At 40.6% G+C, this 14,683-nt stretch carries 10 protein-coding genes; 1 reads left to right on the forward strand and 9 read right to left on the reverse strand.

Annotated features, from left to right (window positions below; genetic code table 11):
• Positions 1 to 57 precede the first annotated feature (57 nt).
• Both cysG and CXF95_RS17645 read right to left on the reverse strand, forming a co-directional pair.
• On the reverse strand, positions 58 to 1,446 hold the full coding sequence (cysG, locus tag CXF95_RS17640) for a siroheme synthase CysG (protein WP_101199891.1): 1,389 nt from the start codon (positions 1,444 to 1,446) through the stop codon (positions 58 to 60).
• A 174-nt stretch (positions 1,447 to 1,620) separates the two neighbouring features.
• The gene (locus CXF95_RS17645) at positions 1,621 to 3,378 is read right to left on the reverse strand and encodes a DEAD/DEAH box helicase (protein WP_101199892.1); all 1,758 of its coding nucleotides are present in this window, start codon (positions 3,376 to 3,378) and stop codon (positions 1,621 to 1,623) included.
• 495 nt (positions 3,379 to 3,873) lie between these two features.
• On the opposite strand from CXF95_RS17645, the gene prsT reads away from it, so the two are divergent.
• On the forward strand, positions 3,874 to 6,642 hold the full coding sequence (gene prsT, locus CXF95_RS17655) for an XrtA/PEP-CTERM system TPR-repeat protein PrsT (RefSeq protein ID WP_101199894.1): 2,769 nt from the start codon (positions 3,874 to 3,876) through the stop codon (positions 6,640 to 6,642).
• 920 nt (positions 6,643 to 7,562) lie between these two features.
• Here prsT and CXF95_RS17660 read toward each other — a convergent pair.
• The 7 genes from CXF95_RS17660 to mutL all read right to left on the reverse strand — a co-directional run bounded on the left by CXF95_RS17660 (position 7,563) and on the right by mutL (position 14,658).
• Complete coding sequence (locus CXF95_RS17660; protein ID WP_101199895.1) at positions 7,563 to 7,949, reverse strand: DUF1304 domain-containing protein; 387 nt, start codon at positions 7,947 to 7,949, stop codon at positions 7,563 to 7,565.
• 168 nt (positions 7,950 to 8,117) lie between these two features.
• The gene (gene hflC / locus CXF95_RS17665; protein WP_101199896.1) at positions 8,118 to 9,011 is read right to left on the reverse strand and encodes a protease modulator HflC; all 894 of its coding nucleotides are present in this window, start codon (positions 9,009 to 9,011) and stop codon (positions 8,118 to 8,120) included.
• A gap of 3 nt (positions 9,012 to 9,014) precedes the next feature.
• A complete protein-coding gene (hflK, locus tag CXF95_RS17670; protein WP_101199897.1) occupies positions 9,015 to 10,172 on the reverse strand; it encodes an FtsH protease activity modulator HflK in 1,158 nt (385 codons plus the stop codon).
• An 83-nt stretch (positions 10,173 to 10,255) separates the two neighbouring features.
• A complete protein-coding gene (gene hflX, locus CXF95_RS17675) occupies positions 10,256 to 11,545 on the reverse strand; it encodes a ribosome rescue GTPase HflX (RefSeq protein ID WP_101199898.1) in 1,290 nt (429 codons plus the stop codon).
• A gap of 21 nt (positions 11,546 to 11,566) precedes the next feature.
• Positions 11,567 to 11,812: an RNA chaperone Hfq gene (gene hfq / locus CXF95_RS17680; protein ID WP_101199899.1), complete on the reverse strand. Its 246-nt coding sequence runs from the start codon at positions 11,810 to 11,812 to the stop codon at positions 11,567 to 11,569.
• A 79-nt stretch (positions 11,813 to 11,891) separates the two neighbouring features.
• On the reverse strand, positions 11,892 to 12,845 hold the full coding sequence (gene miaA, locus CXF95_RS17685; RefSeq protein WP_101199900.1) for a tRNA (adenosine(37)-N6)-dimethylallyltransferase MiaA: 954 nt from the start codon (positions 12,843 to 12,845) through the stop codon (positions 11,892 to 11,894).
• Positions 12,838 to 14,658, reverse strand: coding sequence for a DNA mismatch repair endonuclease MutL (gene mutL / locus CXF95_RS17690; protein WP_101199901.1), 1,821 nt, complete (start codon positions 14,656 to 14,658; stop codon positions 12,838 to 12,840). The genes miaA and mutL overlap by 8 nt, the downstream gene beginning before the upstream one ends.
• Positions 14,659 to 14,683: the final 25 nt, after the last annotated feature.

Consider the following 14,683-nt stretch of genomic DNA (forward strand, 5'->3'; position numbering starts at 1 on the left):
AGCCAATCAAAAACAGCTTGTGCCAATTTCAAATTTATCTTCTTAAAAGCTCGCAGCTTAGCTCCCTTTACCAAACCAATTCAACTTCTCATGTAAACTCACTACCGACCCCACAATGATTAAGGCTGGTGGTTTGATTTGTGCTAATTCCGCTTTTTGCTGAATATTTTCTAAGGTACCAGTCACTACTTTTTGCTGTGAAGTGGTAGCAGATTGCACCATGGCGATGGGGGTTGTGGGTGCTAGCCCATGTTTAACTAGTTGCTCGCAAATAATGGGTAAGCCGGTTAAGCCCATATAAAATACTATGGTTTGGTCTGGCTGTGCTAATCCTTGCCAGTTTAGGTTGATGCTATTGTCTTTTAAGTGACCTGTGGCAAAGACCACTGATTTTGCATGATCTCTGTGGGTTAGCGGTATGCCTGCATAACTGGCTGCGCCGCTAGCAGCAGTAATACCAGGTACTACCTGAAAGCTAATGCCATGTTCTATTAGGGTTTCAAGTTCCTCACCGCCCCTACCAAAAATAAATGGGTCGCCGCCTTTTAATCTCACTACGCGGTTGCCTGCTAAGGCTTCTTTGGCCAATAATGTATTAATTTCATCTTGTGGAATGGTGTGTTTACTTTTCGCTTTGCCCACATAAATTTTTTCAGCATCTCGCCTTACCAGCTCAAGTATTTCTGGAGAAACTAAGCGGTCATAAACCACCACATCTGCTTTTTGCATTAAACGTAAGGCTCTAAATGTTAATAGATCTGGATCGCCAGGGCCAGCGCCTACGAGATAAACTTCACCTATTGTTTTACTTGCATCGGGTGCATTTAATTTTTCTAAAAACTTTTGTTCAGCGACTTTTTCGTTGCCTTGTAATACGTTTTCGGCAATGTCGCCGTCTAATACTTCTTCCCAAAAATAACGTCGTTCTGTTACAGAGTTAAAGCGTTTTTTCACAGACGCTCTGAATTTCTCTGAAAACAGTCCTAATAAACTGACTTTCTGGGGAATAACAGATTCGAGTTTCTGTCTTAAATATCTGAGTAATACTGGTGCTACACCACCACTACTCATAGCAATAATGATCGGTGAGCGGTCAACAATCGATGGGGTAATAAATTGACAAAGTGGGGTGTTGTCTACCACGTTGACTAAGATTTTTTGGACGCGCGCTTGGTCGTGAATTTGTGCGTTTAATACGCTGTTGTCTGTGGCCACAAAAACCATTTGTTTATCGGTCAGGTCTGAATCGTTGTAAGGTCTTACGATAAGTTGGATCTTGTCTTCTTTGGCAAATCGTTGCAGCGTATCGCACACCCAAGGTGCAACGACTGTAATATGCGCCGAGGTTTTTAACAGTAATTCCACTTTACGTGCGGCAACTTCTCCAGCGCCCACGACCAAACAGGTCAAGTCTGTGGTATCTAGAAAAATCGGGAAGTATTGCATGTGTTATTACTCGTTAAGTATAGATGTTTAGTGTGCCCTTTCAGACTAGAAGTGCAAACCAATTAAAACAGAATTGATATTCTATTAGGTTATTAAAAAATATTGATGCTGACATTGGAGGTATAAAAAAAAAGGGCCGTATAGGCCCTTTTTTCATTATTTTAAACTTAAAGTTTAGTCACGGTTATCTGGATTACCACGTTTCTTTGGTGGTTGTTCAGTCCATTCGCGCATACCTAAGCTTCTGCCTGCAACACGAGTCTTTTGCAAGGTGTCGTGAGTTGCTTTTGGCATATCTTTAGGCAAATCTACGGTGCTGAAATTATCGTAGATTTCGATAGAACCGATATTTTTACTACTGATGTTAGCTTCGTTAGCGATAGCGCCCACTATGTTGCCTGGTTTGGCACCATGAGTATGACCTACTTCTATACGATAACGTTGCATTCCTTCACTAGGTGGTCCAGATTTGCGTTCGCGTTTAACACGCTCACCGCCACCACGCTCACCGCCACGTTCAGGACGAGCACCGCGCTCTCTTGGCGCACGATCATTTCTGTCGTTACGGTCATTTCTTGGAGGCGCAGCATTTAAGTCGGGACGGTCACTATCTTTAAGGATAAGTGGCTCATCACCTTGAGCGATTTTGGCTAATGCTGCCATGATCACTTCTGGCGCAGCTTCGGTTTCTGCTTGAATGGACTCAACGATAGGGATAAGTGTCTCAATTGATGCATCACTTATGGCTTCAATCACACTGCTTTTGAAACGAGATAAACGTGTTTCATTAAGTTGTGAGATTGACGGGATAGTCATTGCATCGATTGTCTGTCTGGTGGCGCGTTCAATAGAAAACAACATACGTTTTTCACGGTGTGAAATAAATAATATTGCATCACCTTCACGACCCGCGCGACCAGTACGGCCAATACGATGAACATATGATTCGGTATCGTAAGGAACGTCAAAGTTGATTACATGGCTAACACGTTCAACATCAAGACCACGAGCTACCACATCTGTAGCAACTAGAATATCAATTTTGCCTTTCTTCAAACGGTCAACGGTTCGTTCACGTGAGTTTTGTGGAATATCACCGTTAAGTGGTTCAACCGCATAACCTCTCGCAGAAAGTTTTTCAGCCAATTCCATGGTGGCTGTTTTGGTACGTACGAAGATAATCACACCATCGAAGACTTCTACTTCTAATATGCGTGTTAGGGCTTCTAACTTGTGATGTCCAGCAACTTGGCAATAACGCTGACGAATGGTACTAGCTGTGGCAACTTTGGATTCGATTTTGACTGATTTAGGATCATTTAAATAACGTTTCGTTATTTTACGAATAGCATCAGGCATAGTCGCTGAAAATAATGCAGTTTGGCGCTCTTTTGGAGCATGACCCAATATCCACTCTACATCATCAATGAAACCCATACGTAACATTTCATCAGCTTCATCGAGTACCAAAAACTTCAATTTATCAAGTTTGAGGGTGCCCTTTTTAATGTGATCTATTACACGGCCAGGTGTGCCGACAACAACTTGTGTGCCACGTTTTAGTTGGCGAATTTGGTTATCATAAGATGAACCGCCATAAATAGGTAAAACGTTAATTTTCTTAAGGAAGCTAGCATAAACCTGAAAGGCTTCGGCTACTTGAATGGCTAACTCTCTGGTAGGAGTTAATACCAATAATTGGGTGCTTTTATCATCAGGATCAATATTGGCCAACATAGGTAGGGCAAAAGCAGCGGTTTTACCGGTACCTGTTTGCGCGGTGCCTAATAAATCCTGGCCTCCAATAATAAGTGGAATACACTCTGCTTGAATAGGTGTAGGTTTTTCATAGCCGACTTTGTCTAATGCTTGCAGCAGTTCTTCGGGTAGGTTTAAATCTCTAAATGTTATTTCAGATGTGGTGGTGGTCATCAATTTTCCCAGGGTACAGGCAGGCACAGCGTTATTTGAATCGGTAATACAATTTCTAAAATCAGTAAAACAATTATTTAAGGCGAAGCCGGCACGGTTTCAAAGGTCAAATTATATTCGATATTCAACATTTACTCCATGTAATGCTTTGTTTAATTGCATTATTCTTGAAAAATGCCATTTTGTGGTGCACGACTTTGTGGTTTATTGTCAATGTTGTTGCAAATATGTCATCTGTTTGCGTTGCTTGGTTAACATTTGGCGATTGTTATCTTTATTTGGCCTGTTTTTATTAAATGGCGTTTTTCACCAACTTATTGACAGTGCTGAAGAAGAGGAATGCAAAGAGGCTATCTTGGCTTACTATTTAACTTTTCCAAAGCACCATTGCCAGAGTGAGAGTTTAACATTTGCAAATAAAACCTGAAGCGTTGATCGAACAGGGTAAAAACATGTCATTATACCTTCATAAGAATTTACACAGGAATAACCAATATGAAAGGTTTGAATTCAACACTATTAAAATATGCATTAACTGTTGTTGCAATAGGTGTGTTATCTGGTTGCGGTAAACAAACTAGCGACCAATATATACAAGAGGCTAAACAGTATGTTGCAGAAAATGATCCTGCAGCTGCAATTGTTGCGCTAAAAAATGCGGTGCAACTTGAGCCGAAGTTGGCCCAAGCCAGATTTGAACTTGGCCTGCTTTATATTCAACAGAAACAGTTTGAAAGCGCAGAGAAAGAGCTGAATCGTGCTCTGGAATATGGTTTCGAACCATCGAAAGTGTTGCCGTTATTAACCCAAGCTTATCAGCAAACAGGTGCCTACTCAGCCATTAGTAAATTAGAGCATGGGCAACAAGGGCTAACCTCTGTTGAACGAGCTGAAATCGGTTATTTCAAAGTGGTTGCATTGGCGCGATTAAATAAAATAGATGCTGCTCGTGTATTGATTGAAGAATTGAGAGAAATTGAAACTAGCTCTGTTTTTAAGGGCCTGACAGCAGCTTATATGTTGGTGTTAGATGAAAATTATGAAACCGCTGCCACTGCAGTATCTGAGTTGCGTGAACAAGCTCCGCAAAATGCAGAAGTACTGAAGTTATTAGCTCAGTTGAAATTATCCCTTGGTAAACCAGCTGAGGCCGCTGATATATTCAAAGATTATGTTCAGTTTTACCCTGAAGATAAACAAACAACCTTTGTCTTGGCTAAATTATTGGTAGATGTGGGAGATTTAAAAGCTGCTGATCCTTATATTGATGAACTGCTTTTACTGAATGACCAAAATCCTCTGTTGAATCAATTAAAGTCTGCAACCTATGCTTATAAAGGTGATTATGCGAATGCCCTTAAACGTGCAGAATTTGCCTTTAACGGCGGCATAGAAGCACCGTCTTTACGCTTGGTAGCAGGTTATGCAGCCTATCAAATACAAGACTACTCGAGTGCAAATCGTCATTTGACTTATATTGCGGGGATCTTGCCAGACAATCACCCTGGCCTCAAGTTACTCGCTGCAAGCCAACTCCAGTTAGGACTGAGTTCAGAAGCTGGCGATGTGTTAGGGAGGCTTGACCAACTGACAGATGAAGACGCACCTTTATTTTCCAAGGCAAGTTATGAACTACTACGTGATGGTTTTGAAAAAGAAGCCAAAGTATTGATTGAAAAATCCACAAGTATCAGTCGTACTGCTGAAGATTTAACGCGCTTAGGATTATTACAACTTTCTCTGAACAACCTTGATGGCATAGTTAACTTGGAAGAGGCAGTCAGTAAGTCGCCTGAATTGGAAAGTGCACAAACTACTCTAGCAAAAGCGTACTTAGTCACTCAGCAATATGACAAAGCTTTGGAGCTGGCAAATAATTGGAAAAACAGCAGCCCTGATGATGCAAAACCTTATATGTTGGCCGGCGATGTTTACACAAAGCAACAAAAATTTACTGAAGCAAAAATAGAATTTGAAAAAGCGATAGCCCAAGACAGCAAAAGCCCCTCACCAAGATTAGCTTTGGTAAACTTGGCTGTGGTGCAAAAAGATATGCAACAGGCTCGACTGTTATTAGAGCAATTACTGATTGAATTTCCAAATAATGTACCTACATTGGCGACGTATTATTTGATCAATAAACAAGCTAACAAAGAATTATTAGGCATTGTAAAAATCCAATCTGCTTTTGAACGTGATCCCACTAACATTGCAACAAGGTTATTATTAGCCAGAGTTCAGGTTGTTGAAAACAATTACCAAGCGGCAATTGATCTGTTGACGGAAGTAAAAGATCAAAATGATTTGCCAAGAGCTTATTGGAAAACATTAGGTCAAGGCTTCATTAAATCCAACCAATTGCGGCCCGCAACTTTGCATTACGATGCATGGCTTGCAAAAGAACCCAATGATAAGGACGCCATAGTCGGTAAATTATTATTACTAGATAACCTTAATAAGTTTGAAGAAGCATCAAAATTGACCCAAGGGTATCTTAACAATCGTGACGATGTGCAAATGCAGTTGTTGAACACCCATTTTTTACTCATGCAAGGGGATTATCCAACAGCCCAAAAAGCGTATGATGCATTACCAAAAAATGTACTTGGGTTACCCATAGCCAAAGGTTTTCTGGCTCGCTTTCAGTTAAACAATAAACAACCAGAGTTAGCGTTAGAAAATGCGCTTATTGCTTACAATGCTACCCCAAATAATAGAAACCTAATTTTGTTGGTATTCACTTACGATAAGTTGCAGCAGTTAGATAAGTCCATGGAGTTGCTTGTGCAGCATATCGAGAAATTACCCAATGATTTGGGCGCAAGAATGTTACTGGCAGAAAGGCAGATAGGTGAGGATTTATCAGGTGCAATTGCAAGCTATGAAGTGGCTTTACAACAAAATCCAAATAATTATATTGCCAATAATAACTTAGCGTATTTATATTTACAGGAAGGCGATATTAATAAAGCTAGGGGGTATGGGGAAAAGGCAGTTGAACTTAAACCTGATAACGCTGCAGCATTAGATACCTTAGCGCAAATATATATGGCGGATAAAGACTATGAAGGAGCATTAAATTTATATGATCGGGCCATAACTGATGCCATGCAAAATGAGGAAATTTATCTGAATTACGTTGAAGCCCTGTTATTAGCTGAAGAAACAGTTTTAGCTAAGCGTAAACTTAGCCAGCGAGAGATGAAACAAAAGACATCTATTACCAGAGAAGCGAAGCTAAGAGCTGACTTTGGTATTGAGTAGTACCTTATATCCTGAATGCTATAAATGAATTTGGTTTTTTAGCTAATATTAAGATTAGTTTCATTATTAAAAGGTCACAATTTGTGGCCTTTTGTCTTTGAATAAGCCATCAATAACCTGCTGTTAACCTGATTAACCTGAGCTTGATGTATGGATAAGCCATACCGTCCAGTACCACTATTATCGCGCCTATCTTCGTTGAACTTGCTCACAATAGCGGGTTAATCCCTCAAAAGCTCGCCTCGATAAACACAATAATAGCAGCACTGGATGCATTCAATGTCTTTGCAAACCAATTGGCACCACCTAACATATTGTTTTTATTGTAATTACTTCTAGGGACGCGGCATGTCTTAACCCTCGAGTTCAGGTTGATTAAACTTGGCCAACATAAGTGATTGGATATTATGGGTGTCAGCATAAGTATTGGCTGCTTTTTAGTTCATCAGAGGACGCTATTATATAGTATGTGTCCGAAATGCCATGAGTGCCGTGTATACCACGTGCAAAACAAACTATCTAAGCCTGAAACATGGCCTAGATTTGAACCATGAGATGGCTTATGGGTGCAATTGAGGCAAGCTAAAACTCTATCAGCTTGCAGGCAAGCCACTAAAGTAATAAAAATTGCAGTCAGTATATCCGTTAGTTTTTTCTGGTTTAATTTGTTTGCTGCAAAAGGATGGCCAAACTGTTCAAGATACGAGTAATATTGCAGCGCCTGACACCATCCAATCTAAGGCTCCCACTGTGCTCCTTAAGCAATACATAGAGGGCTATGTAGAGTCATCACAATAGATCTAAACTATCTCGCATATTAGCTAATAGGTTTTCTCTTGGTACTGACACATCTTCCCTCACAATTTCGCCAGTAATCTATGCTCTTAAAAAAACTGGCCTTTATTTGTTCTCACTAACAGCTAAGAGAATAGACGTGCTTCACCGGCTTGGCGTCTTTTGGCTTTTATGACTAACAAAAGTGTAATGATTCCAGGCAATGCTTGTATATATAGCATACTTAGTTTAACTGTGAGCCCTCCAAAAATACCGGCAATAGTGATACATATGAGTAAAAATACTTTTAAACTTTGATTGCCGCTGATTAAACCCCAAAGTAAACCAAAGCCCAAAAAGCTATTGTATAAACCTTGGTTCAAAGCTAGTACTTCTGAAGATTGTGCCACCTCTGCTGTCATGGAGAATATTTTTTGTCCAACTGGATGATTCCAGAAAAACATTTCAAGCACCATTATGCCAATATGTAAAAGGGCGACTAAAAAGGTCATAAAACCAGCAAAAAACTTCATAGATAATACCTTGACTACTTTGTATCAGATGTAGCTTTTTATAGTGTGGCAAATTGGCTTAAGTTGCAAGGATTGGTGTTAATACTCCTGTCTTAGTTAACAGACAGTCACTATATCAAATAATAACGTATCAAAAAAAAAGCGCCTTGCGGCGCTTTAAATTATGAACTAACTTTTCGGTTGTTTTCCGCTTGGGTCTTTCATGTAGCGAAAGAAGTCGCTGTCTGGTTCAACAACCAACACGTCTTGTTTGCTACTAAAGCTTTTCCTGTAAGCATCCATACTACGTAAAAAACGATAAAACTCAGGATCTTTTGTGTAGGTCTCAGCATATATCTGTGCTGCTTGTGCTTCACCTTCACCCCTAAGTTTACGCAGGTTACGTTCTGCGTCAGCTAACATAACTGTGATTTTAGCATCGATATCAGCTTTAATAAATTCAGCTTTTTCTTTACCTTCAGAGCGATGCTCTCTGGCTACTGCTTCGCGTTCACTGCGCATACGTTGGAAAATAAAGTTTCTTACTTCCAAGGGTAAGTTGATTTGTTTTACACGCACATCAATTATTTGTATACCCAATTCGTCTGAGCTGGTCGAGGCTTGTGTCATAGCTTCATCCATCAGTTCTGAACGTTCACCAGAAACAATTTCTTGAATAGTACGGGTACCAAACTCAGAACGTAAGGCGTTATTCACTTTCTGTTGTAACAGTATTTCTGCACCAGCTTTGATACCACCAGTGGCTAAATAGTACTTAGCAAAATCTTCAATCTTCCATTTAACATACAAGTCGACGATCAAATCTTTTTTCTCAGCGGTTACAAAACGATCTGGCACTTCGTCCAATGTTTGAATACGTGCATCAAGTCTTACCACACGGTCAAAGAAAGGAAGTTTTAAGTGTAAACCAGGTTCGAAAACTGTGGTGTCACCGGTCTCGCTGTCTCTCTGTACTTTACCAAATTGTATAACAATGGCTTTGTTGCCTTCTTCTACAACAAATAACGAACCAAATATAAGCAACCCTAAGGCTACTATTATTAATGCAATAAAATTTTTCATAGCCTAGTTTCTCCCACTACGTACGCCGTTGTTACGGTTGTTTCTGGAGTTGCCGTTTACCGGTTGTGTATCTTCATCTTGATTACGCAAACCTTCTAAAGTACTGCGGATGTTGGCTGGAATTGTTGGCCCAGACTGATTTCCCAATATTTTATCTAGCGGTAAATACATCATGTTGCCAGTGCCTTCCGTATCCACCAATATTTTACTGGTGTTACCGTAGACTTCTTCCATAGTTTCAAGGTAAATACGACTACGAGTGACTTCTGGTGCAGAAGTATATTGAGGAAGTAATTCTTCAAATCGTGCGATTGCACCTTGCGCTTCCAATGTGACACGTTCTTTATAAGCTTGGGCTTCTTGTGCTAAACGGTTAACCTGTCCACGAGCACGAGGTTCGATTTCACGAGAATAAGCTTCTGCTTCGTTTATAAAGCGTTGTTCATCTTCTTGTGCTGCAATGGCATCATCAAAAGCTTCTTTCACTTCTTCTGGCGGCCTTGCATCTTTAAAGTTCATATCGACAACAGATATGCCCATATCGTATGACTCAATGATACCCGTTAATTCATCAAGCACGCTTTGCCTTGTTGCTTCACGTCCACCTGTTAGTACGGCATCCATTCTAGAGTGACCTACAACGTAACGAATGGCACTATCGAATGCTTGACTCAAACTCTCTTCAGGGCTAGTCACAGCAAAGCTATATTTATAAGGTTCGAGGATACGGTATTGAACTTCCATCTCAACACGGACCACGTTTTCGTCTTCAGTTAGCATCGAGCCAGAAGAAGGCATAGATCGAATTGTTTTCACATCTACCGGTATAATCTCGTCTACAAAAGTTGGTTTCCACTGCAGACCGGGATCCACAAAATGACTGAATTCTCCAAACCGTAAAACCACGCCGCGCTCAGCTTCACGAATAGTGTAAAAACCACTAAACACCCAGCCAATAACTAATATACCTACAATTACAGCAGCGCCTATACCACCAAGGCTTTTACCGCCTGATGAGCCACCGGAACCACCACCACCAAACTTGCCGAATTTATTCATTAAGTTTTTGAATACCTCGTCTAAATCAGGCGGGCCTTGATCTCGGCCGCCCTTGTTCTTCCAAGGATCATTATTGTTTCCACCGGGCTCATTCCAAGCCATTATGTCTCTCCAGCTAGTTAATTCAATAAATAGGTCTACTGACCATTACGAGTTTTTTAAAATTTTTGATCTGTTATTTGTTACTAATATTTTACTATATATGAGTCTAAATCAACGTCGACACGTTTAACTAATCTGTTCCAATCTCTCTGTTCCATGCGAACATCAATTTGCCAATCACCATTTTCGGCATAACTTTCTGCAGCAATGCAATTCATCTCAAAAAACACACCACGTAAACTACTTTTCCGTGGAGGAATTAATAAACTATGTTGTACCATGTTTTTTGATAAACATTCAGTAATTGCGCTGAGCAGTAAATCAATACCCAGACCTTGCTGAGCAGATAACCAAACCCGAATAGGCATACCTGATTCATCGCGATCTATCTTTGCACTGACGCCATCCATCCGATCAATCTTATTACACACCATCAATTGTTGGATTTCGTTAGCATTTATCTCTTCAAGAACTTCATTTACTTGTTCGATATTCTCTTGAAACTGGTCGTCAGAATAATCCACTACATGCAATAGTAAATTTGCTTGTTGAGTTTCTTGTAATGTAGCTTTAAAGGCCGCAATCAGATCATGGGGGAGGTGACGGATAAAACCAACCGTATCAGCAAGAATTGCTGAGCCAACATCTTGTAACTGAATCTTTCTAAGCGTTGGGTCAAGTGTCGCAAAAAGTTGGTCAGCAACATATACAGCAGATTCTGTCATACTATTAAATAAAGTGGATTTGCCAGCGTTGGTATACCCTACCAGTGAAACTGTAGGGATTTCTGCGCGAATTCTAGAGCGTCTTCCTTGTTCTCTTTGTTTTTGTACTTTATCAAGGCGACGCTGAATCGCTTTGATCCTTGCTCTGAGTAGTCGCCTATCAGTTTCAAGTTGACTTTCACCTGGGCCACGTAGACCAATTCCACCTTTTTGCTTATCTAGGTGAGTCCAGCCTCGAATCAATCGAGTACTCATATGTCGAAGTTGTGCTAGCTCTACTTGTAATTTACCCTCGTGAGTACGGGCGCGTTGGGCAAAAATATCTAGGATCAGTCCAGTACGGTCGAGGACTCGACATTGACACAATTGTTCTAGATTACGTTCTTGGGAGGGGGATAAACTGTGATTAAAAATGATCACATCAGCTTGCTGAGCTCTCACCGCATTGGCAATTTCTTCTGCTTTGCCGCTACCCACAAAATAACGTGCCTGTGGTGCTTGCCGAGATCCTGTGACTACATCTATGGCATTTACACCAGCAGACGCCACAAGCAGTTGTAATTCTAATAAATCTTCTTTGCTATTTTCATCAGCAAAATCAACATGTACTAAAACAGCCTGTTCACCTGCTTCATAACGGTCAAACAAGCCGCTCTCCTAAAACCATATTTAGTCTTCGTCTGCTTCCGTTTGACCAACAGTAGGCATGGGAATTGCGCGTGATGGTACAACGGTAGAAATTGCGTGTTTATAAACCATTTGGCTTACAGTATTTTTAAGTAAAATCACAAACTGATCAAACGATTCTACTTGCCCTTGAAGTTTAATCCCGTTAACAAGGTAAATGGATACGGGAATACGCTCTTTACGTAGCGCATTGAGGAATGGGTCTTGTAATGATTGCCCTTTTGCCATGATCAATCCTTTATTTTTATTATGAAATTTTACTTTATAGAAAGATTATACATTAAAACATATAGCTGTATAGGCCGCGTTATGATTGAGACTCACTCAGTTTTATGACTTTCGTCAGATTGTCCGTCGAAAACGTATCTAATTGGTGAACATTTTCCCAACCTCTTAGCCAAGTCAGCTGTCTTTTAGCTAGCTGGCGAGTGGCTGCAACAGACTTTTCGAACATTTCGTTAAAATCATAATCACCATCAAGATGCTGCCACATTTGTCTATAACCGACACATCTAATAGAGGGTAGGTTCAAATGTAGATCACCTCTATTTTTTAATTTTTCTACTTCGGCCTGAAACCCTGTATCGATCATCAGTTGAAAACGCCGAGCGATACGTTGATGTAATACTTTGCGATCCTCTGGTGCGATACAAAATTGTTTTACATTATAAGGTATGGGGTCAGACTTGGTTGCCATCAAGTCAGTCATAGAACGATTAGTAAGTTGATATACTTCTAGAGCCCTAATTAAGCGTTGAGGATCATTAGGGTGGATACGTTTAGCCGAAGTCGGATCTATTTCGGCTAATTGTTGATGTAATACATCCCAACCGACCTCATCGGCTGTTGCTTCTATGGTTTTTCTCACGTTTTGATCTGATTCTGGTAACGGCGAAAGTCCCTCAATCAAGGCTTTGTAATACATCATAGTGCCACCCACCAATAACGGGATCTTTCCCCTAGTTGTGATGTCTTGCATGGCCAGTAGTGCATCGTTACGAAATTCGGCCACTGAATAACGTTGTGCGGGATCTAAAATATTGATTAATCTGTGAGGGGCTTTTATCAATTCAGTGGCGTTTGGTTTAGCCGTGCCAATATCCATGTCACGATAGATCAATGCAGAATCGACACTTATTATTTCGCAGGGCAGGTTTTCGCAAAGCTCAATTGCAAGGCCTGTTTTTCCTGACGCAGTTGGTCCCATCAAAAATAACGCAGGTGGCAAAGCATTAAGCGTTGTTTCTTTGATCTTATTCATAGGCATTCAGCCAATCATCTAAATATACTTGTTTACTTACGTGAGCAATATCATGTTCTACATCATCAGATGAATGAACAAACTGTTGCCACAATTCTTGTATTTGAATAAGTGTCATCTCTTCACTTGAAACTATACTAGTTAGCAAGTGCTTACGTACTGATTTGCTATCTATTTCTATACACCCCAAAATATCCTCTAGGTACTCCACCCATCGAAATTGCCTTAAACCTGCGGGTACCTTACGTAAAATAATCCTATTTGGTGTCCAGCCAATTTCTACGCTGTTTTCCAAAAGTGGTTGATAGAGTGCTTTTGCTTGGGCTAGTAAATCAGCCGTGGCTTTTATAGAAATAGGCATTAATAAAGGTTGGCTTACTGGCATCGTATCTGAGTAGAGTTTAGACATTACATTAAAATGTAATGCCTTTGTCTCCAGTAAATAAAAATTTCTCCCAAGCTTCATCAAAATTTTCTTATCGGTTACTTGCAGCCATTGCCCAGGCATTATGGTTGCAGGTGCTGCAACACTGGTCAATGAATTCACTGGTTGTATTGGGGTCATCAATTGTTGATAGTTTTTTGAAGATTGATTGATAACTTGTGACGAGTTGACTAGGTGTGCCGCCATATCCTTATTTGCCAATAAACCGGACGCACCAGATACGCGAGTACCTGTGCCTGTATAGTTGGGCAAACGTTCGTCAACACTAGTCTCAGATTTTGGACTTTGCAAAGGTTGAATATAATCATGATTGGGCTGCGCTTTTGGTAACTCCTTTGCTTCAGGATTTGGCTGTTGCTGCCCTTGTTGAAAATATTGATTCAGGGAATCTGTTAGTGCTCTGTATATGAAATCATGTACTAAACGTGCTTGATGAAATCTCACTTCATGTTTGGCTGGGTGCACATTCACATCGACTTGGTTTGGTTCAATGGTCAAATACAGCACATAGGCTGGATATAAATCGGCAGCAATAAGCCCTTCAAACGCTTGGCGAACCGCATGATTGATTAACTTATCGCGCATCATGCGGCCATTTACATAAAAATATTGAAAGTCGCCTTGGGTTTTGGCTTGTTCTGGTTGCGCCAACCAGCCCTTTAACTCAAATTGTTGATATTGACTATTTAGTTCAATACTTTGCTCAGTAAATTCTTTGCCGCATATAGTTCCGAGACGTTTTAATTCAGTGTCTTGTGGCTTCACTGCTGGGTATTTACGCAGTAATTTGCCATTATGTTTAAGGCTAAAACTCACATCAAAACGACTCAGCGCAATACGTCTGACTACTTCATCGATATGGGCAAATTCGGTTTTCTCAGTACGTAAAAACTTGCGTCTGGCGGGGGTATTGAAAAACAAATCGACTACATCAACACTGGTTCCATCTGGGTGTGCCACTGGATTGAGTTGCACTTGCATATCGCGACCTTCACAGTGTGCTTGCCAGGCTTGTGTTTGTTCTTTGGGCTTAGAGCTTAAACTCAAGCGTGCAACTGAACTGATACTAGCCAAGGCCTCACCACGAAATCCTAAACTACAAATGGCTTCTAAATCATCTAATTTGGCTATCTTACTGGTGGCATGGCGGCTAAGGGCTAATGCGAGTTCGTCATGGGGAATACCACTACCGTTATCACGGATCAATATGCGTTTATGGCCGCCTTTTTCAATATCAATTTCAATCGAACTAGCCCCTGAATCTAGGCTGTTTTCTACTATCTCTTTGACCACGGAAGCAGGGCGTTCAACCACTTCTCCAGCGGCAATTTGGTTGGCTAATCTTGCGGGAAGAATTTGAATCGGCAAAATAATGACCTTGGTGTAATGCTAA

The organism is Paraglaciecola sp. MB-3u-78, from assembly GCF_002835935.1.
Lineage (GTDB): Bacteria > Pseudomonadota > Gammaproteobacteria > Enterobacterales > Alteromonadaceae > Paraglaciecola.